Here is a 19,325-nt window from a genome sequence, read left to right as displayed (position 1 = left end):
CGACTCACTGGGCGTCGTAATAGTCCGCCGGCACCGGCACCACGGCGCCAGTGTGCAGCTCCTCGTCGATCACCTCGCTCAAAGGGCGCAGATGAAACTTGATTTGCCCCGAAGGCAGCATCAGCCCCACATCCGGGTTGCGCCCGTCGTCCATGTTGGCTGTCTTGAACGCAAGCCCGGGATGCGCGGCCACCAGCGCCGGCAGTGAGGGCACCACCAGCTCTATGTGCTCCAGCCCCGCCTGATGGGCGCGGCCTGCCTTGGGGGCGGCCAGCTCGACGCAGGGGACAGTGACCTGCTGCCAGCAGACGGGCTGATGCAGGCGATAGGTGGCGATGGGGCGGCCCCCTATCATCCCCTCCACCAGCAGCACCCCATGGCGCGCCAGCGTCTCTTTCAGGGCCAGGTATTCCGGCAAGGTGGCGGCGCGGTAGCAGAGATGATCTACCACAGGGGCGTCGCATTCCCCCATGAGGGCGTGCATTTCAGTGAGCAGTTGGCAAATGAATGGGGCCATGGGCCCCAGCGTGGTATCCAGTGGATGAGACATGATCACCATTTCTTCTTGGGTTGGAACAGGACATCGAGCTCGTCCGCTTCTTTGTCCTTGATGTTTTGCAGCTCCTTCTCGCTGTGCTGCTGCAGATGCTCTTCCAGCTGGCGCATCCCCTGTCGCATGTCCTCTTCCCGCGCCAGCAGGTAAGGGTCCTTGTCGGAGACATTGGCCAGGGCGCCGAGCCCCTTGGTATAGAGCTGACGGCAGGTGCCGTACTGCCCCTGGATCTGGGCATCCATGGCCCGCTTGATCAGGTTGGCGATGTTGATCTTGAGCTGCATCAGCTCGAGGCGGCGATCTTCCTGGGCAAACCCCTGAGGATCTATCTTGCCCTTGTTGTGCTCGACCCGCAGCACGGCCCGCATCTTCTTGGCCAGCTGCAACATCTGGATCGCCTGACGGTCGGACTCCGGGGTCTTGAAGTGCCCCTCGTCCTGACTGCTGTAGTTCTCCTGCACGTTCTTGATCTGGGTCTGGACGTCGATGATGCGCTGCTTGACCTGGGGATTCGGCATGACCTGCACTATGGCGCGGTAGGCATCCAGGATCCTGTGTTGCAGCAGCAGCACCATGTTCTTGGAGAAGGGCACCAGGTTGACGTTCAGCAGCACCTCCTCCGTCTCGTCTGCCACGGCCTTGTGGCGGGCGATGGCCTGGCGCTTGTCGGCTTCCGCCTTCTGTTTGTATTGCTGCACCACGTTATAGGCGATGACCAGAAACAGGAGTGCGCCAATCGACAGCAATATCAAGGTTAAAATCATAGGGTATTCACACTCCTGTCCCAATCCAATTGCGTGATCCTACAACAGCTTACCCGCATAGGGTAGCGCCCAGATCGCACCTTGCCTCACAACAACGCAAGGGAGCCGCGGCGATGGCGATGCCCGGGGCCTCATGCTCCATATCGCCCGCCGCCCCCATTACTTGAGGCAAAACCCCTTCGACTGGAGGAAGCCCAGCATGAAGGGACGCGCCTCCTTGCCGAGGATGGCCTTGATCTGTCCGCTCCAGGTCTGCACCTTGTTGTTGCTGCTGCGGGCCAGGTAGTAGTCGTGGATTTGGCTGTCGTATTGCGCCAGCAGGGCGCGATCGAGTGTCTCTGGATAGCGATTCTCGTGCACCACCAGCGCGCGGGGCAGCCTGGGCTTCTGCTCCGGTTGCTGGGCGGGATGGCCCAGGCAGAGGCCGAACAGCGGGATCACCTGATGGGGCAGCCCCAGCAGCTCGCTCACCGCGGCCGGGTTGTTGCGAATGCCGCCGATGTAGACGCCGCCAAGGCCCAGAGACTGGGCCGCCAGCAGGGCATTCTGGGCCATCAGGGCCCCGTCGATGGCGCCTATCATGAGCTGCTCCACGAAGCCGGTCTGTGCCTCCGGCACTATCTGGCTGTGACGTTGATAGTCGGCGCAAAACAGCAGGAACTCCGCCGCCTCGGCCACGTAGGCCTGGTGCCCGGCCAGCTCGGCCAGGGTGACGCGCAGCCCCTTGTCGGTCACCCGGATGAGGCTGTTTGCCTGCAGGAAGCTGGAGCTGGAGGCGCTCTGGGCGGCGCTCAGTATCTGATCGAGTTGCGAGGCGCTGATGGGCTCAGGGGTGAACTGACGAATGGAGCGATGGGAAAGGATGAGATCTATGGTCGGGTTCATGGTGCCTCCAAAATGAAGGTCACACTGTACCCAAAAAAAGCGAGGGGCCCAAGGCCCCTCGTCACCCTCAGGGGGCAGGATACACATAGGGGGCCTGCAGCCCGAGCGGGAAGCCCAGCGCCCAGTAGAGCAGCAGGAAGCACGTCCAGCTCACCAGGAAGGCCAGGGAGTAAGGCAACATCATGGAGACCAGGGTGCCGATGCCGGTGCTCTTCACATACTGCTGGCAATAGACCACCACCAGAGGGAAGAACACCATCAGCGGGGTGATGATGTTGGAGGCGGAATCCCCCACCCGATAGGCCGCCTGGGTCAGCTCGGGGGAGATCCCCACCGCCATCAGCATGGGCACCAGGATGGGGCTGATGAGGGCCCACTTGGCCGAGGCCGAGCCCACCACCAGGTTGACGCTGGCGGTGAGCAGTATCATGCCGACTATGGTCACCTCCCCCGGCAGCGCCAGGGCGTGGAGCACCTCGGCGCCGGAGAGGGCCAGCAGGGTCCCCAGGTTGGAGTCACCAAACGCCTTGATGAAGAGGGCGCAGAAGAAGGCCATCACCATGTAGGAGCCCATCTTGTTCATGGTGGCCGACATGGCGTCGATCACGTCCTTGCCGCTCTTGAAGCTCCCCGCCACGAAGCCGTAGACGATGCCGGGCAGGATGAAGAGCAGGAAGATGAGGGGCACAATGGACTTCATCACGGGTGCCGCGAAGGTGGTGAGCGATCCATCCGGTGCCCGCATCGGCGAGTCGTCCGGGGACAGGGCCAGCCCCAGCAGCACCACGGCCGCCAGCATGGCAAACCCGGCCCAGTTGAAGGCCCGGCTCTCCTGCGCGCTGTAGCGCCCCATCTCGTCGGCACTCTCCAGATCCTCGTTGAGGGGCACCTGCCTGAGGCGCGGCTCCACTATCTTCTCGGTGACAAACCAGCCCACACAGATGATCAGCAGGGAGGAGGCGCCGGTGAAGATGATGTTGCACAGGGTGTTGACCATGTAGTCGGGGTCGAGCAGCTGGGCCGCCGACTGGGTGAACCCCTGCAGCAGGGCATCCCCGCCGGAGGGCAGGAAGTTGGCGGCAAAGCCGCCGGAGACCCCGGCAAAGGCGGCGGCTATGCCCGCCAGCGGATGACGGCCCGCCGCATGGAAGATGATGCCGCCGATGGGGATCACCAGCACATAGCCCGCATCTGCTGCGGTATGGCTGACGATGGCCACCAGGATCAGCATGGGGGTCAGGAAGCGCGCCGGCGTCACCTTGAGCAACTTCTTCAGGCCGGTGTTGATGAAGCCGGACTGCTCGGCCACCCCGACCCCCAGCATGGCCACCAGCACTATGCCGAGCGGCGCAAAGCCGGTGAAGGTGGTGACCATGCTGGCGAGAAACTCGGCCAGCCCCGCCCCGGTCAACAGGTTGTTGACCACCACGGCTTCCCCGGTGCGGGGATTGACCAGATCGAAGGAGAACTGGGAGCCTATCCAGGAGCCGACCCAGACGATCAGCAAGGCATAGAGGAACAACATGGCGGGATCCGGCAGCTTGTTGCCCGCCTTCTCGACCCCGTTCAGGAAGCGGTTCAACCAGCCATTGGGACTGGCCTGACGCTCGTTCACTGCGGCTTGACTCATTATGGTGATACTCCATTACCAAGGAATGAGCGCGCATACTAGCGATAACGTCTAATGAATCCCATGATATGAGACAAAAATTCGATTAATTATGTTTAATTTGGCATGTCGCGCTCCGGAAATGGGACATGCCGCACATTGTCAGCGGCGGGCTCAGCCGCCGATCAGCGGATAGTGACCAAGCTTGCACCGGATCCCGAAGCCTGCCGCCGCCACCTCCTCCGGGGTCATGGGGGGGCTGAACAGGAACCCCTGGAAGACGTGACAGCCCTGGGCCCGCAGGGCCGCCAGCTCGTGCTCGTCCTCCACCCCTTCCGCCAGGATCCCGAGCCCCAGACTGGTGGCCATGGCCACGGTGGCCCGGATCACCGGCAGGTTCAGCCCCACCACGAAGGAGCGGTCCAGCTTGATGGTGTCGATGGGCAGACGGTTGAGGTAGGCGAGCGACGAGTAGCCGGTGCCAAAGTCGTCGATGGCGATCTTGATCCCCTGCTCGCTCAGGGCGTCGAGGATCTCGATGCAACCCTTCATGTCCAGCATCAGCACGGTTTCGGTCAGCTCCAGCGTCAGCAGGCCCGCCTCGACCCCTGACTCCCTGAGCTGCTGCGCCACCTGCCCCGGCAGGGAGGCAGAGAGCTGGAAGCCGGAGAGGTTGACCGACACCGGCACCCGCACCTGCCATTGGCGCTGCCACTCCCCCATCTGGGCCAAGGCGGTGGCGAGCACCCAGCTCCCTATTTCACGAATGAGCCCCATCTCTTCGGCAAGCGGGATGAACTCCGCCGGCGAGACGTGCCCGAGCACGGGGTTGTACCAGCGCAGCAGGGCCTCCAGGCCGATGAGCTTCCCCTGGGCCACGTCCACCTGGGGTTGATAGCGCAGGCTCAGCTCCCCCCTGCCGACGGCCTTGGCCAGAAACTGCTTCAGGGTCAGCTTGCGGTGCAGGCTCTGCTGCATGCTGGGGGTGAAGCGCTGCCAACGCAGGCGCCCCATCTGCTTGGCCTGGTACATGGCCATGTCGGCACGGGTGATGAGGTTGTCCCCGTCGTCCGCGTCGTCCGGATAGATGGCGATGCCGATGCTGCCGCCTATGGTGACCTCGGGCACCCCGCTCAGCTGCAGTGGCTTGCTCATCTGGGAGAGCATGAGATCCGCGACCTCCTGCGCCCGCTCGCTGGCCTGACTGAGGGGCACCAGGGCGGTGAACTCGTCTCCGCCGAGGCGCGCCAGCTCCACGTCCCGCGGGCAGATCTGCTTGAGCCGGCCGGCCACCCGCTCCAGCAGGCGATCCCCCGCCTTGTGGCCATAGTTGTCATTGACCAGCTTGAAGTTGTCCAGGTCCATGAACACCAGGGCAAAGCGCCCCCCCAGGCCGCAATAGGCCTCGAGGGACTTCATCAGGCCGTAGCGATTGAGCAGGCCGGTGAGGGAGTCGTGCCAGGCCAGGTGACGGTGTTCGAGCTCCTCGAGCTTGCGATCCGTGATGTCCCGCATGGTCAGCAAGATCCGCGCACCCTGCTGGATGTGGCGGAACTGATACTGGAACCAGCGCATCCCCTTCTGGGTCCGGCACTCCCCCTCGGCCACCACCTCCCCCACCCGGGAGAGCCGGGTGTAGAAGGCCTCGTCGTCACCGGAGAAGACCTGGGCAAGCCGGGTGATGCCAGTGCCGAAACACATGTCGAAGTGGTGGTTGCCGCTCTCGAGGGCCCCCTCGTTGTCGAACAGGCAGGCCAGGGTATCGCCAGTGGCGAGGGAGGACTCCTGATAGAGGGTGTCGGCATCGATGACCGCCTCCGTCATCATCATCTGGCGCCCGGCGAGCTGGATCCCGGAGAGGCGCAGATAGACCTGCTTCTTGACCCCCTTGGGGGAGAGGGTCCACCACTCGTTGTAACTGCGATCCTGTTGAAAATCACCGAGATAACGCTGCAACAGCAGATCGATGGCGGCGGCCATGTCGGCCGAGAAGTCGCGGGATTGCAGCTCGGCCAGGGAGCTCGCCTCCCACAATCCCAGGGCGGAGCCATTGGCCCAGTAAATGTGGTGACGCTGGATGTCATAGACCCAGATGGGCGTATGGAGCACGTCCATCGCGGTAAGCAGGCGTTCGTCTAGCGTATTCATGTTGCGTGATGATTCATGCTGAAAGCTCATGGCAGAACCAGCCTGGACCCGTCTTTGGCAAACGCGTCCGTGCTGGTACAAAATCCGTTCCGACCCATAATCTGGAAACAGACAGGTGAAAAAGGGCCGAAATCATATGAAAACGCTACATGTGATCCCCATGGTCAGAAGAAATGGGCTCACACTGGTATTGTTGGGCATGGTCATAACCATTGCTATGATTTTTATACTTTTTTTCTTTCCTGAACAACTACTAATGCCGGTCATCTTCCTCCTGCTGACGGGTCTGATGACAATTCTTGTCGGGGCGCTGAAACTGGCTGAGCCTCATTTTAGTCTCTCCCTGTGTCAGGATTGTCTGCAATATCACCATAAGTACGGTGGCTGGATCCTGAAATGGAGAAATATTCAGCGAATTGACCAGCCACGTATCCATTTAGGGTGGGATCTGGTGCCCCTGCCCTACATAGGTTTGAAGATTAAGGATTACGACGATTTCTTGACGCTGATCACACCCAGGCTGGCCGTTCGCCTGCTGACCGAGCAGCGCGCCGTGCTGTTGCAGGCCATCAGCAGCGAGCGCCCCGACTGCCTCACCGGAGGCTGCGGCAGCGGGCTGCTGGGCGAGGGGCTGCTGGAGGAGAGCCGCTTTCGCTCCCCCTCAGGCCAGCAGTACGATGGGGTGATCGCCATGCTGGGCAACCGCATGGCCAGACTGCGGGATCTGCTGGGTTATGATCTGCTGGTGCCGGACAACAGCCTGGACCGCCCCCCCGCCGACTTCGTCCATTTGCTCAATCAGTACCAGCGCGAGTCGAATCTAATCCAGATCAATTAAACGCCGGATTGCGCTTGCCAAGCCTGGCGACTCTTCATAAGGTCACGGGCTTGTTACAAACACCCCCTAAGCCGCTTATGAAGTACATCGAAGAGTTCTATCTGTTCGTCAAGGTGGTGCAAGAGGGCGGTTTCTCCCACGCCGCCGCCGCGCTGGGCATGCCGACCGGCACCATCAGTCGACGCATTTCACAACTGGAAGAACAGCTCGGGTGCGCCTTGCTGCACAGATCCACCCGCAAGCTGCGCCTCACCGACGAGGGGCTGCGCTATTACGAGCGCCTGTGCACGCCGCTGGCCGAAATCGAGCAGGCGACCGGCGAGATCCAGGGCCAGGAGAGGGACATCAGCGGCCTCATCCGCCTCGCCGCGCCCATCGCCCTCTCCAATACCATACTGGTCGACATGCTGGCTGACTTCGGTCTGCGCTATCCCGGGGTGCAGTTCGACATCAGCCAGACCAATGACCACACCCCCCTCTGTGATCAGGACAGGGATCTGGTGTTTTTCAACGGCGAGCTCTCCCAGACCCTGCCCAATGCCCTCTGCCTCGGTCACATCGAGTACGGCCTGTTTGCCTCCCCTCTCTATCTGGAGAAGATGGGCATCCCCTCCCACCCGGCCCAGCTGGAAGAGCACGACCTCATCTACTGCTGGCCCCACCAGCACTGGCAGCTGAGCGGGCGGGATCAGCAGACGGTGCAGATCAAGCGGACACCGCGCCTGAACGTCAACCAGACCCAGGCCGCCGTGCGGGCGGCCCGGCGCCACCTCGGCATCGTCAATGCCCCCCTGCACTATGTGCACCCCTTCCTGCAAGACGAGCAGCTGGTCGCCGTGCTGCCGGACTGGCAGTCGGGCAAGCGCCCCTTCTACATGCTCCATTGCCAGCCCCAGTTCACCCCGTTGCGTGTTAAGATGTTTGCCGATTTCGTCGAGAAATACTCCGCACGCTATCGCCATCATCAGCGGGACGATCAATTTTTGCCGGCCATGCCGCTGCCCGTTGCATCTGACGGTTGATCGCCCACACTTAGCGCAATCCTCGTTGCACAGGTCGGCTAACACTATGAATGTATTGATATGTGATGACTCGGGGTTCGCTCGCAAGCAGTTGATGCGCGCCCTGCCTGCCGACTGGAATGTCACCCTGCATCAGGCCGCTGACGGCCTGGAAGGGGTTGAGCAGATCCTGATGGGCCACGGCGATCTGATCTTTCTCGATCTGACCATGCCAGAGATGGACGGCTATGGCGTGCTGGAGACCCTCAAGCGCGAGGGGCTGCGCAGCAAGGTGATTGTGGTCTCCGGTGACATCCAGCCGGAAGCCCACGCCCGCGTCATGGCCCTCGGGGCCCTCGATTTCATCAAGAAACCGGCCTCACCGGAGAGCCTGCTCGCCCTGCTCAGCCGCCACGGCTTGTGGCAAGCGGCGCCCCACCCGGCCGCCGCACCCGCCCTTGCCGTCCCCGGTCACGCCCCCCTCGAGAGCACCATCCAGTTCACCCCAGAGCAGCGGGATGTCTATCAGGAGCTCGCCAACGTCGCCATGGGCCAGGGGGCCGATCTGCTGGCTCGCCTGCTGGATGCCTTCGTGCTGCTGCCCATCCCCAACGTCAACGTGCTGGAGGTCTCCGAGCTGCACATGGCCCTCTCGGCCGCCGCCGAGTCGGATACCCTCTCCGCCGTCTGCCAGGGCTTCATCGGGGCCGGCATTGCCGGCGAGGCGCTCCTGCTGTTTCACGACGCCAGCTTCCAGGACTTGGCACGCCTGATGAACCATCAGGGGGTGCTGGATCACAACGCCGAGCTGGAACTGCTGATGGATACCGCCAACGTCTTGATCGGGGCCTTCCTGCGCGGCTATGCCAACCAGCTCGACACCCCCTTCAGCCAGGGCCATCCCGTGGTGCTCGGTCAGCACAGGCCCATTAGGGATCTCATTCGCACCAACCAGAGCCGCTGGCGCCGCACCCTGGCCATCGAGATCAACTACCGGGTGCAGGGGTATGCGGTGCAGTGCGACCTGCTGCTGCTGTTCACCGAAGACTCCATCGCCACCATGAACAACAAGATCATGCATATGCTTTAACGGTTGCCAATCAGCACCTTGCAGCATCAACAACACAGGCTCAGGCACCAGGAGTGACCATGGAAATCCGGGAATTTCATTGGCTGATGAACATAGTCCAGAACCTGGACGTGGGGCTGGTCGTGCTCGACAAGGGCTACCGGGTTCAGGTATGGAACGGCTTCATGGAGAGCCACAGCGGCCGACTGGCCGGCGAGGTGCGGGATCAGGTGTTGTTTGACCTCTTCCCCGACGTCGACAGGGCCTGGCTCGAGCGCAAGGCGAACATGGTGTTCAAGCTCAACAACCGCGCCTTCAGCACCTGGGAGCAGCGCCCCTACCTGCTGCGCTTCTCCAACTACCGCCCCATCACGGGCTCGGCACCCCACATGTACCAGAACCTGACCCTGGTGCCCCTGGCCGATTTTGGCGGCGAGGTCACCCATCTGGCCATCATGATCTACGACGCCACCGACGAGGCCATGCTGATCACGGGCCAGCGCCAGGGGTGATTCTTCGGCACAGAGACACAAGAAGGGCGCCATCAGGCGCCCTTCTTCGCTTCATGCCGATCAGGCTCAGCCATTCAGGAACTCGGTGAAGGCATCTATCACCTCGTCGATGTCGTCATCGGTGATCTGCAGGTGGGTCACCAGCCTCAGCTCCCCATAGCCGGAGAAGAGGATGCCGCGCTCCTTCATGAAGCCGAGCAAGGTGGCGGGATCCCCCTGAGTCAAGCGCAGGAACACCATGTTGGTCTGCACCTCTTCCATATTGAGCGCTATGCCGGGCAAGGGGGCCAGCCCTTCTGCCAGACGCCTGGCGCGGCGATGATCGTCCGCCAGCCGGGTGACGTGCTGATCCAGGGCGAACAGGGCGGCCTGGGCCAGGATCCCCCCCTGACGCATGCCGCCCCCCAGCATCTTGCGCAGCCGTCTGGCCCGCGCGATGAAGCCATGGGAACCCACCAGCAGTGAACCGACCGGCGCCCCCAGCCCCTTTGAGAGGCAGACGGAGATGCTGTCGAAGGGGGCCGCTATCGCCGCGACCGGCTCGCCGCTCGCCACCACCGCATTGAAGAGGCGGGCCCCGTCCAGGTGCAGCAGCAAGCCGTGCTCATCCACAAAATCGCGCATCTCGCGCAGGTAATGCAGCGGCAGCACCTTGCCATTGTGGGTATTTTCAAGGCACACCAGTCGGGTCTGGACGAAGTGGGCGTCATCGGGGGCTATGGCGGCCCGCACGTCGCTCAGGGCCAGGGTACCGTCGGCCTGCATGGGGACAGACTGCAGGGCCACCGAGCCCAGCACGGCAGAGCCCTGCGCCTCGTAGCGATAGATGTGGGAGGCGGCGCCCAGCACGGCCCCTTCCCCGCGCTGGCAGTGGCTCATCATCGCCAGCAGGTTGGACATGGTGCCGGATGGCACGAACAGGGCCGCCTCTTTGCCCAGCAGTTCGGCACCTTTGCGCTCGAGCGCATTGATGCTGGGATCTTCCCCGTAGACATCATCTCCCACCTCGGCATGCAGCATGCTCTGGCGCATGGCTTCCGTGGGTTGGGTCACGGTATCACTTCGTAAATCGATATAGCGCATGTCATCCTCCTGATGCAGGAGCATGACATTAACCAGCCGGCACCATGCTGGCAAGGGATGGGGGGCGGGAATGTGAGCCCGGCGGCTCACCAGGGCAGCGGCTGGCCGCGCAAGTCCACGAAGCGGCCGGAGTGCGCCTGGGTCAGCGAGGCCAGGAGATCCAGCAACTGCGGTGCCACCAGAGCGGGATCCTGCAACAGGGCCGGGTCAAGCCCCTGCCGGAAGGGTTGCTGCATGGGGGTATCCATGAGCCCGGGGTGAACCGTGATGACGCCGGCGCCGGGGAAGCGCTCGGCCCACTCGGCGGCCAGGATCCTGGCCCCCATGTTGAGGGCCGCCTTGCTCATCCGGTAGCTGTAGCGCCCGACGGCCTCCAGGTTGGCCGTCCCCAGACTGCCGGCCAGATCCGAGAGAGAGCAGAGCCACAACCGGCTCTCGGGGGTCATGAGCCGGCTCAGGCTGGCACCCAGGGCCAGGTGGGGCCAGGCATTGGCCTGCAGGCTTTCCCCAAGCCACTGGGGGCTCACCTCCTCCACCCGCCGCTCCGGCATGTGGTTGAGATCGTGCAGCAGACCTATGGTGTTGATCACCACCCTCGGCAATGTGGTGGCGTCATAGAGGGTGAACAGGGCCTCGAAGGAGAGCGGGTCCACCTCCTGCAACGGGAAATAGCAGGCGGGATCCAGCCCTTTTGGCAACTGCCTGCCCGCCAGCAACCACTCTTCGCCACGGCTGGCGAGTTCGTGGGCCAGGGCCCCCCCCAATCCGCCACTGCCCAGGATCAGATAACTCATCTGTGTGTCCTTGGATTTGTCCATTGCTTAGAGAGTATCAGAAGAATGGCGCCCTGCCGGGGACCCCGGCGGCCTCAGGCCTCTGCCAGATGGCGGCCGAACTCCCGCGCCCGCGCCAGATCCAGAAAACCGTCCGCCTGCTTGTGGCTGCGCAGGAACTGGTAATAGGCGAGCAGGGTCACCAGATGCTGCTCGTCCGGCAGCGGCTGGCCGGGGAGCTTCTCCTGCACCAGCGCCCCCGCCGCCGCCAGCGCGTCCCTGTCCACCACCTCGGCCTGGCGATAGAGATAACCGCAGCCGGTGGCGAGCCACTCCAGGGAGCAGTTGGCCCCCATGGCGATCTGGTTCGCCTTGCCAAGACCGGGCTCGGCCCCTTTCAGATACTTGCGGATCAGGGCCTCACTCAGCCCCACCTTGCGGGCGAAGGCGCTGACGCTGCCCTCCCCGATCAGGCTCTGCAGCCTGGCGGCAAATCCTTCCATCACAACCCCTCCATCGTCTTTTTGGCCCGTCTCTGCGCCCGGGCCCCTGTATCGGTCAGAACCATAGTTCGAATTCGCGAGGGGGGCATTATTGCCTTGTCCGCCAGAAGAGACCAAGATGCTGGCAGCATTGATTCTGCCTTTATTTGTCCGTCTCTTTATCCGTAGAGGAGTCACCATGTCCGTATCCCGTCTTGCCCTGCACCATCAAGGCCCCACCTTCTCCCGCCTCATCATGGGCTACTGGCGCCTGATGGAGTGGCAACTCTCCCCGGCCGCCCTGCTGGATCTGATGAAATACCACCTGGATCTCGGGGTCACCACCATAGATCACGCCGACATCTACGGCGGTTACCAGTGCGAGGAGGCCTTCGGCCAGGCCTTGCGTCTGGAGCCCTCCCTGCGCAGCCGGATGGAGCTTGTCAGCAAGTGCGGCATCGCCCTCACCGCCAAGCCGGAACACGCCCTCAATCACTACAACACCAGCAAGGACCACATCGTCGCCAGCGCCGAGGCCTCCTTGCAAAAGCTCGGCACCGATCACCTGGATCTGCTGCTGATCCACCGCCCGGATCCCTTGATGAATGCCGACGAGGTGGCCGAGGCCTTCATCAGTCTCAAGCAGGCGGGCAAGATCAAGCACGCCGGTGTCTCCAACTTCACGCCCCACCAATTCGCGCTGCTGCAATCCCGCCTGCCCTTCCCCCTGGTCACCAACCAGCTGGAGATCTCGCCGCTGCACCAGGAAGGGACGCTGGATGGCGCCCTGGATCAGTGCCAGCAACTGGGCATCAAGCCCATGGCCTGGTCCTGCCTCGGTGGCGGACGGCTGTTCAACGATCCCGCCTATGCCCCGCTGCGGGCCGAGCTCGAGCAGATCCGCCATGAAGTGGGCGCTCAGCACATAGAGCAGGTGGTCTACGCCTGGGTGATGATGCTGCCGAGCCAGCCGCTGCCGCTCATCGGCTCGGGCAAGCGGGAGCGGATCGCCGCCGCCGTGGCGGCCGAGTCCATCCAGCTCAACCGCCAGCAGTGGTTCCGCATCCGCAAGGCCGCCCTGGGTTACGATGTGCCCTGATCCCGCCGGCCACTGAGCGCGAGGCAAACAAAAACGGCATGGATTGCTCCATGCCGTTTTTCGTTATCGAGACGATTCAACGATGGCGCTGGGGGCGACCACGAGGTGCATCTGTCTTCGGTTTGGCCTGGTTGACTGTGATGGTCCGGCCACCTATTTCGGTGCCGTGCAACTCGGCGATGGCCTTCTCGGCATCCCCGTTGACAGGCATTTCAATGAAGCCAAACCCCTTGGACTGACCGGTATCGCGATCGATGATGATATCGACCTTGTCTACCTGCCCAAATTGGCTGAACACATTTGTCAGTTCGTCGGCCGTCATCCGGTACGACAGATTACCTACGTAAATCTTCATGCCATCCACTCTCGATTCAAGGTGCCTTCTCTATGCATCCACCGACCTGGAGTAAGGGCACAACCCCCCTGCCGGACCAGCCATGGCATCATGCCGTGGCACTCCCTACCTCGAGGCCCAAGTTGTTGATCTCTTGGACTATCGGAGCAGGAAAGATCAATTCGAATCAGAGGGAGTATCTGAGCTTTGCGATAAATTGTCGAGAAAATAGTCAGACTGGTTGCAGCGCGGCCAACAAGCTGCTCAGGGCGCGGCGGCTGTGCCAGGCCCGTTTAAAACCAAAGCGATAGACTCCGGGGGCCACCTCATGGGTGCCTTCCCGGGTCAGCCCCAGCAAGGCGGTGGCGTCGGCCAGGGTTTCCCCATCCAGCCCCAGATCCAGGCTGAAGTCTAGCCACTGACCGTCGTGCCCCACCTTGCGATCCCGCTCTATGCCCACCAGGGCCGCCCTCGGCAGGGCCAGGGCCCTGTCTTCGCCGCCGTTGAGCAGATAGAGGTGATGGTCGTCCCAGGCGAGCTCCGCCAACCGCCAGCGCTGCCAGTTGCGCGGCAACACCATCATCACCAGCACTATGCCGCCAAACACCAGACCGACCCAGGGCAGCAGCCCCATCTCGGGATACCCCAGCAAGAGCGCGGCCACCACAGTGCCCAGGCTCGCCAGCAACAGGCAGATCATAACCCCGTAGAAGCGCCGCGCCGGGGGCATCAGCCAGTTCACGCCCCCCCGCGATGCCAGTTCACTGACTCTCATTTCATCCTCCTCACATGATGGAAACGGCCCTGCCGCCCCGTGTTGGCCCGCATTGTGCGCGAGCCCGCCCATGGGTTGCAACCGGCGCGGCGGCGCGGATGACGACTGGCCGCCACTCTTGGTATGCTTGGGGCTGTCTGAGCCCGCCATCTTCAGGAGTCCCATGTTCGCCACTGCCCTGCTGTTCACCACCAGCGCCCTCTATGCAGAAGCCATCGGCGGCTACGCGGCCGGTTGTCTGAAAAACGGCGTATCCCTGCCGCTGACGGGACCCGGTTATCAGGTGATCCGCACCAAGCGGCTGCGCTATTACGGTCACCCCGATCTCATTCACTACTTGCAGGGCCTGGCCAACCAGACCAGGCTGGCCGGCATGCCGGATCTCTATATCGCCGATCTCGCCATGGCCCGTGGCGGCCCCTTCACCTCGGGCCATCGCAGCCACCAGACCGGCCTCGACGCCGACATCTGGTTCCGGATGGCAAACCGCCCCATCAGCAAATGGGAGCAGGACGCCCCCAAGGAGTGGGCGCTGATCGATGAGCCCAGCTACAAAATGCTGCCGGGGCGCTTTGGCCCCCAGCAGCTCAATCTGCTGCGCCTCGCCGCCAGCAAGCCCGAGGTGGCGCGCATCTTCGTCAACCCCGTCATCAAGGCCGAGGTGTGCAAACGGGCGGCCGATGAACCCTGGGTCGCCAAGCTGCGCCCCTGGGTCGGCCACTTCAGCCACTTTCACGTCAGGTTGCGCTGCCCGGCGAACAGCCCGGATTGCCAGCCCCAGGCCCCCATCCCACCCGGCAACGGTTGCGATGCCGAGCTGGCCTCCTGGCTCAAGGACAAGCCCCAGTTGCCCAAGGTCTCCATGAGCTACCGTGCCCCCGTCTTACCGAGGCGTTGTGAGGGTTGACCACAAGCTGCTATGGTGAGCCGATATCCGTCAGAAATTTCAATGGAGAACAACAAGATGGCCACTTCACTCCGGCACAGGGCCACCCAGTGCCTGCTGACTTTCACCCTGCTGCTGGGATTGACCGGGTGCGGCATGAACAACATCCCCACCCTGGATGAGCAGGTCAAGGCAAGCTGGGGCCAGGTCGAGAACCAGTATCAGCGCCGCGCCGATCTCATTCCCAACCTGGTGGCCACCGTCAAGGGGTACGCCAGCCATGAGCAGGAGACCCTGAAAGCGGTCACCGATGCCCGCGCCCGGGTCGGCAGCGTGCAGGTGAGCGACCCCTCCCAGCTCAAGACCTTTGAAGCGGCCCAGGATCAGCTCTCCAGCGCCCTCTCCCGCCTGATGGTGGTGGTCGAGCGCTACCCGGATCTGAAAGCGGATCAGCAGTTCCTGACCCTGCAGGCCCAGCTGGAAGGCACCGAGAATCGCATCGCTGTGGCCAGGCGCGACTACATAGAGGCGGTGCGCCAGTTCAACACCGAGATCCGCACCTTCCCGGGGGTCATCTGGTCCAAGCTGCTCTATTCGGATCTCGAGGCCAAACCCAGTTTCAGCGCCAAGCCCGGTGCCGATGAGGCGCCCAAGGTCAGCTTCCAATGACCATGATGTTGCGCGCGCTGCTCCCCTTGCTGCTGCTCTGGACGGCAGCGCTGCATGCCGCCCCCGACTTTCCAACCTTGAGCGGGCGTGTGGTGGATGAGGCGGCGCTGATGTCTCGCAAACAGGCCCACCAGCTGACCCAGCAGCTGGCTGCCTTCGAGAAGCGCAGCGGTATCCAGCTGGTGGTGGTCTCCGTCGACAACCTGGATGGGGAGACCATAGAGGAGTACGGCTACCAGCTCGGTCGCCACTGGGGCATAGGCCAGAAGGGCAAGAACAACGGCGTGCTGCTGCTGATCGCCCAGGATGAGCGCAAGGTGCGCATCGAGGTGGGCTATGGCCTGGAGGGCGCCCTGCCCGATGCCATCGCCGCCAACATCATCCAGACCCGGATCCTGCCCGCCTTCAAGCGCGGCGACATGGTGGCCGGCGTGGTGGCCGGCAGCCAGAGCATCATGAAGGCCCTGGCGGGTGAGTACCGGCCGGCAGACAACAACAAAAACAACAAGGGTGGGATACTCAGCGACCTCTGGCGATTTTTCCACACTGTAATTGTTCTGATCGTAATCATGATTCTGCACAGTGGTGGCGGTTGGTTAAGAGGGGGACGTCGAACGGGTGGATTTGGTGGAGGCTCCTCTGGCCGCTCCTCTGGCCGCTCCGGCGGTGGATTTCGCGGTGGCGGCGGCAGTTTTGGCGGCGGCGGAGCCTCCGGTGGCTGGTAACAGGAATAAAGAGACAAATCATGATTTCTAAACAGTTCTTCCACACGCTTCAGGCCAAGGTGCGCGAAGCGGAGCTAGAGACTGATGCTGAACTGGTCACGGTGCTGGCTCCGGCCAGCGATGGGTATCGCTACATTCCCACCCTCTGGGCGGCGCTGCTGGCCATGCTCACCCCCTTGCTGGTATTCCAGCTCGGCTTCTGGCTCGGCTGGTACGAGATCCTGCTGGTGCAGTGGTCGGTCTGGTTGCTGCTGAGCCTGCTGTTCCACTGGACCCCCATCAAGATGCGGCTGATCCCGAAAAAGGTGCGTCAGCACAGGGCTGCACTGATGGCCCGCCTGCAATTTGTCGAGCAGGGGCTGCACCGCACCCGCGACCGGCTCGGGGTGCTGATCTTCGTCTCGGTGGCGGAGCACTATGTGGAGATCCTGGTGGATGACGGCATAGCCCAGCACATAGACAACGCGCAGTGGCAGCAGATCATCGACGACTTCGTGGTGCGAGTGCGCAACAAGGAGGTGGAGCAGGGCTTCCTCGAGTGCGTGGAGCGTACCAGCGCCATCCTGACCGATGCGTTTCCGGCGACCCGGGATCAAAACGAGTTGCCCGACAGCCTGATCATTTTGGACAAACCCTGAGCCGGTTTAAAAAACCGGCATTCTGTGCAAGGGATAGGCATTCGATAAAGATTCTGAAAAATAAGGGGAAAAGTGTTTGACCCCGAGTCAGCTTTCCCCTAAATTACGCCCCGTTCCAGCGCAACAGCGCAGCGAACCACGTGGCGATTGAACACGTTAAACAGCAGTCAAAAATTTGGTGAGGTGTCCGAGTGGCTGAAGGAGCACGCCTGGAAAGTGTGTATACGGCAACGTATCGAGGGTTCGAATCCCTCCCTCACCGCCAAATTGAAAAACCGACCTCAGGGTCGGTTTTTTGCATCTGGTGGCACAGCAAAATCTGATGCCCATGGAGGGAGGGTGAGAACCCTCGCCGGGTTCGAGCAGAGCAGCTTGCTGCGATGAACGGCCAACGGCCGCCCCGAAGGGGTGAGCCACGCAGTGGCGAATCATCCCTCCCCACCGCCAAATTATAAAAAACCGACCTCAGGGTCGGTTTTTTGCGTTTGAACTCCTGCGCCCCCAGAACCGAGGGAGGAAGACCGATCTCCACCACTCCTCGCCCATCACTCTCTTTTTATCACCGACCTGTCGGCACAATCCCTCTCCACTTGACCAAGGGGCCAGGATACCCGGTTGCCCCTTGCTGCCATGCTGGTGCTTGCCAGCCCTCATGATCCCGCGACTCGGGCCGACACAGTAGGGTAACCCCGTGCCGGTTAGCTCCCGGATATTGCTCACCGATTGTATTTCGTTTTGAAAAACTGATAGTTAAATGGCTACACTAGCCACACACAACGCATAGGGATATGGACAAATGAGTCTTATTGGTTTGCTGCTGGCCCTGGCTGCCATCCTGGGTGGCAACATCATCGAGGGGGGGCACCCCAGCGCCCTGCTCGATCTCCCCGCCTTTCTCATCGTGATCGGGGGCACAGTGGGTGCCGCCCTGACCCAGTTCCCCTTCTCCGTGGTCGGCAAGACCTTCAAGCGTTTCAAGTGGCTCATCTCTCCCCTGCGCCTCGACATGCTGGAGCAGGCCCAGTTGCTGGAGACCCTGGCAGGCAACGCCCGGCGCAGCGGCATGCTGGCGCTGGAGGGAATGATCGATGACATCAAGGATCCCTTCCTGAAAAAAGGGGTGCAGATGATGGTGGATGGCTACGAGAAGACCAAGATCCACGAGGTGCTGGAGAACGAGATCGAGTTCGAGCAGGAAGATCTCGAGCAGACCGTCAAATTCTACGAAGCCATGGGGGGCTACTGCCCGACCATGGGGATAGTCGGTGCCGTATTTGGCCTGATCCATGCCATGGGGCTACTCGATCAGCCCGACAAGCTGGGGGGCGCCATCGCGGTGGCCTTCATCGCCACCATCTACGGGGTCGGCGCCGCCAACCTGATCTTCCTGCCCTTTGGCAACCGCTACAAGGGCTTCGCCCACCAGATCCGCCACTACAAGGAGATGACCCTGACCGGCATCCTCTGCATAGTGGACGGCGAGTCACAACAACGGCTGCAAGTGACCCTTGAACCCTATCTCGGAGGCCATGGTGGCGAAAAAGAAAAAGGCTGAGGCACCGGAGAACCATGAGCGCTGGCTGGTCTCCTATGCCGACTTCATGACCCTGCTGTTTGCCCTGTTCGTGGTGCTCTACTCCTTCGCCATGGCCAAGCAGTCGGAGACCCGGGTGCTGATCCAGGGCTTTATCGAATCTCTTGGCAAGATAGGCCTCATCTCTCTGCCCGCGGGCTCTCCGGTGATGCAGGGGGGGACAGGCATACTGGAGCCTGAGTCCAAGACCACGCCGGGTACCTCCCAGAAGGAGGAGCTGCTGGACACCCAGAGCCCGGCCGCCGCGGCCGACCCCTTCAACGAGACCATAGGCGCCTCGGAGAAGCCCAGCTCCACCGAGTCATGGCCCCACAAGACCAAGGAGCAGGATTGGGCCACTGTCACCAAGCAAAAACTGCAGCAGCAGCTCAAGAGCCAGATTGAATCCCAGGAGATCGAGGTGGAGCAGCTCGGCAGCCAGCTGGTGATCCGCATCGGCGAGAAGACCCTGTTCCCCGCCGATTCGGCCTTCCTGCAGCCCCAGTTCATCCCCCTGGTCAACAAGGTCTCCGATGTGCTGGCCGATATTCCGGGCATGGTGGTGGTCACCGGCCACACCGACAACTCCCAGGCGCCGGTGGAGCTCTATCGCAACAACTGGGAGCTGTCAGTGCTGCGGGCGGCCACCATAGTCCATACCCTGCTCACCAACCCCAAGCTGGATTCGCGCCGCGTCATCGCCCAGGGTGTGGCTGACACCCAGCCCCGCTTTGCCAACGACACCCCGGCCCATCGCCAGGCCAACCGCCGGGTGGAGATAGTGCTTTCCCAGGGCAAGGCGGCGGAGCAAGCCCTCCCCCTCCTCGCCCCCTGATGAAAAGACCCCGCCATGCGGGGTCTTTCGTTTTGTCGATTAGTTTATTTTTCAAGCGAATCAGCTGTTTTCCC

The 19,325-nt window shown here is 62.4% G+C and carries 21 protein-coding genes, 1 tRNA gene and 1 other RNA gene; 13 read left to right on the top strand and 10 right to left on the bottom strand.

The window, feature by feature from the left end; all coding sequences use genetic code 11:
• Window positions 1-4: 4 nt before the first annotated feature.
• From ACFWHB_RS09440 to ACFWHB_RS09420, 5 genes are all read right to left on the bottom strand, one after another.
• Complete coding sequence (locus ACFWHB_RS09440) at window positions 5-559, bottom strand: VOC family protein (RefSeq protein ID WP_395950038.1); 555 nt, start codon at window positions 557-559, stop codon at window positions 5-7.
• Window positions 553-1,317 carry a hypothetical protein gene (locus ACFWHB_RS09435; RefSeq protein WP_042650272.1) on the bottom strand — a complete coding sequence of 255 codons (765 nt, stop codon included), beginning with the start codon at window positions 1,315-1,317 and terminating at the stop codon, window positions 553-555. Before ACFWHB_RS09435 ends, ACFWHB_RS09440 begins: the two co-directional genes overlap by 7 nt.
• 159 nt (window positions 1,318-1,476) lie before the next feature.
• Window positions 1,477-2,202 (bottom strand): oxygen-insensitive NADPH nitroreductase, encoded by a 726-nt coding sequence (gene nfsA, locus ACFWHB_RS09430; protein WP_395950037.1) that lies wholly within the window; start codon window positions 2,200-2,202, stop codon window positions 1,477-1,479.
• A gap of 67 nt (window positions 2,203-2,269) precedes the next feature.
• Window positions 2,270-3,832: an AbgT family transporter gene (locus ACFWHB_RS09425; RefSeq protein ID WP_395950036.1), complete on the bottom strand. Its 1,563-nt coding sequence runs from the start codon at window positions 3,830-3,832 to the stop codon at window positions 2,270-2,272.
• A gap of 153 nt (window positions 3,833-3,985) precedes the next feature.
• Window positions 3,986-5,926 (bottom strand): putative bifunctional diguanylate cyclase/phosphodiesterase, encoded by a 1,941-nt coding sequence (locus ACFWHB_RS09420; protein ID WP_163157413.1) that lies wholly within the window; start codon window positions 5,924-5,926, stop codon window positions 3,986-3,988.
• Between the two features lie 169 nt (window positions 5,927-6,095).
• Here ACFWHB_RS09420 and ACFWHB_RS09415 point away from each other — a divergent pair, with 169 nt between their 5' ends.
• The 4 genes from ACFWHB_RS09415 (at window position 6,096) to ACFWHB_RS09400 (ending at window position 9,379) form a co-directional block, all read left to right on the top strand.
• Complete coding sequence (locus ACFWHB_RS09415; protein WP_111913365.1) at window positions 6,096-6,797, top strand: DUF2982 domain-containing protein; 702 nt, start codon at window positions 6,096-6,098, stop codon at window positions 6,795-6,797.
• Between the two features lie 77 nt (window positions 6,798-6,874).
• Window positions 6,875-7,819 (top strand): LysR family transcriptional regulator, encoded by a 945-nt coding sequence (locus ACFWHB_RS09410; protein ID WP_395950035.1) that lies wholly within the window; start codon window positions 6,875-6,877, stop codon window positions 7,817-7,819.
• 46 nt (window positions 7,820-7,865) lie between these two features.
• Complete coding sequence (locus ACFWHB_RS09405) at window positions 7,866-8,888, top strand: response regulator (protein WP_395950034.1); 1,023 nt, start codon at window positions 7,866-7,868, stop codon at window positions 8,886-8,888.
• Window positions 8,889-8,947: 59 nt separating this feature from the next.
• Window positions 8,948-9,379, top strand: a complete 432-nt coding sequence (locus tag ACFWHB_RS09400) for a PAS domain-containing protein (RefSeq protein ID WP_042650276.1) — start codon at window positions 8,948-8,950, stop codon at window positions 9,377-9,379.
• Window positions 9,380-9,445: 66 nt separating this feature from the next.
• Here the strand turns inward: ACFWHB_RS09400 and ltaE are convergent, their stop codons facing one another.
• From ltaE to ACFWHB_RS09385, 3 genes are all read right to left on the bottom strand, one after another.
• Window positions 9,446-10,462 (bottom strand): low-specificity L-threonine aldolase, encoded by a 1,017-nt coding sequence (ltaE, locus tag ACFWHB_RS09395; RefSeq protein WP_289983159.1) that lies wholly within the window; start codon window positions 10,460-10,462, stop codon window positions 9,446-9,448.
• 86 nt (window positions 10,463-10,548) lie between these two features.
• A complete protein-coding gene (locus ACFWHB_RS09390) occupies window positions 10,549-11,256 on the bottom strand; it encodes a short-chain dehydrogenase (RefSeq protein ID WP_163147531.1) in 708 nt (235 codons plus the stop codon).
• 74 nt (window positions 11,257-11,330) lie between these two features.
• On the bottom strand, window positions 11,331-11,738 hold the full coding sequence (locus tag ACFWHB_RS09385) for a transcriptional regulator (RefSeq protein WP_025327205.1): 408 nt from the start codon (window positions 11,736-11,738) through the stop codon (window positions 11,331-11,333).
• A gap of 178 nt (window positions 11,739-11,916) precedes the next feature.
• On the opposite strand from ACFWHB_RS09385, the gene ACFWHB_RS09380 reads away from it, so the two are divergent.
• Window positions 11,917-12,816, top strand: coding sequence for an aldo/keto reductase (locus ACFWHB_RS09380; RefSeq protein WP_111913375.1), 900 nt, complete (start codon window positions 11,917-11,919; stop codon window positions 12,814-12,816).
• A 76-nt stretch (window positions 12,817-12,892) separates the two neighbouring features.
• On the opposite strand, the gene ACFWHB_RS09375 is transcribed toward ACFWHB_RS09380, so the two are convergent.
• Both ACFWHB_RS09375 and ACFWHB_RS09370 read right to left on the bottom strand, forming a co-directional pair.
• The gene (locus ACFWHB_RS09375; RefSeq protein ID WP_081805676.1) at window positions 12,893-13,171 is read right to left on the bottom strand and encodes an RNA recognition motif domain-containing protein; all 279 of its coding nucleotides are present in this window, start codon (window positions 13,169-13,171) and stop codon (window positions 12,893-12,895) included.
• Between the two features lie 211 nt (window positions 13,172-13,382).
• Window positions 13,383-13,925 (bottom strand): hypothetical protein, encoded by a 543-nt coding sequence (locus ACFWHB_RS09370; RefSeq protein WP_106886597.1) that lies wholly within the window; start codon window positions 13,923-13,925, stop codon window positions 13,383-13,385.
• A gap of 163 nt (window positions 13,926-14,088) precedes the next feature.
• On the opposite strand from ACFWHB_RS09370, the gene mepA reads away from it, so the two are divergent.
• The 8 genes from mepA (at window position 14,089) to ACFWHB_RS09330 (ending at window position 19,251) form a co-directional block, all read left to right on the top strand.
• Window positions 14,089-14,832 carry a penicillin-insensitive murein endopeptidase gene (mepA, locus tag ACFWHB_RS09365; RefSeq protein ID WP_106886596.1) on the top strand — a complete coding sequence of 248 codons (744 nt, stop codon included), beginning with the start codon at window positions 14,089-14,091 and terminating at the stop codon, window positions 14,830-14,832.
• 42 nt (window positions 14,833-14,874) lie between these two features.
• A complete protein-coding gene (locus ACFWHB_RS09360; RefSeq protein WP_162627421.1) occupies window positions 14,875-15,480 on the top strand; it encodes a LemA family protein in 606 nt (201 codons plus the stop codon).
• The gene (locus tag ACFWHB_RS09355; RefSeq protein ID WP_395950033.1) at window positions 15,477-16,205 is read left to right on the top strand and encodes a TPM domain-containing protein; all 729 of its coding nucleotides are present in this window, start codon (window positions 15,477-15,479) and stop codon (window positions 16,203-16,205) included. Before ACFWHB_RS09360 ends, ACFWHB_RS09355 begins: the two co-directional genes overlap by 4 nt.
• 20 nt (window positions 16,206-16,225) lie before the next feature.
• The gene (locus ACFWHB_RS09350; protein WP_106886594.1) at window positions 16,226-16,843 is read left to right on the top strand and encodes a TPM domain-containing protein; all 618 of its coding nucleotides are present in this window, start codon (window positions 16,226-16,228) and stop codon (window positions 16,841-16,843) included.
• Between the two features lie 177 nt (window positions 16,844-17,020).
• Window positions 17,021-17,108, top strand: a tRNA-Ser gene (locus ACFWHB_RS09345).
• A gap of 54 nt (window positions 17,109-17,162) precedes the next feature.
• Window positions 17,163-17,291, top strand: a non-coding RNA gene (locus ACFWHB_RS09340) — RtT sRNA.
• 348 nt (window positions 17,292-17,639) lie between these two features.
• Entirely contained in the window at window positions 17,640-18,398 is a 759-nt protein-coding gene (locus tag ACFWHB_RS09335) for a flagellar motor protein (protein ID WP_111912217.1), read from the top strand.
• Window positions 18,373-19,251 (top strand): MotB family protein, encoded by an 879-nt coding sequence (locus ACFWHB_RS09330; RefSeq protein WP_395950189.1) that lies wholly within the window; start codon window positions 18,373-18,375, stop codon window positions 19,249-19,251. Before ACFWHB_RS09335 ends, ACFWHB_RS09330 begins: the two co-directional genes overlap by 26 nt.
• Window positions 19,252-19,325: the final 74 nt, after the last annotated feature.

Source organism: Aeromonas mytilicola subsp. aquatica (assembly GCF_044336385.1).
Lineage (GTDB): Bacteria > Pseudomonadota > Gammaproteobacteria > Enterobacterales > Aeromonadaceae > Aeromonas > Aeromonas rivipollensis.
Note: the sequence above shows the minus strand (reverse complement) of the source record. Positions and strands in the feature narration are given on the sequence as shown.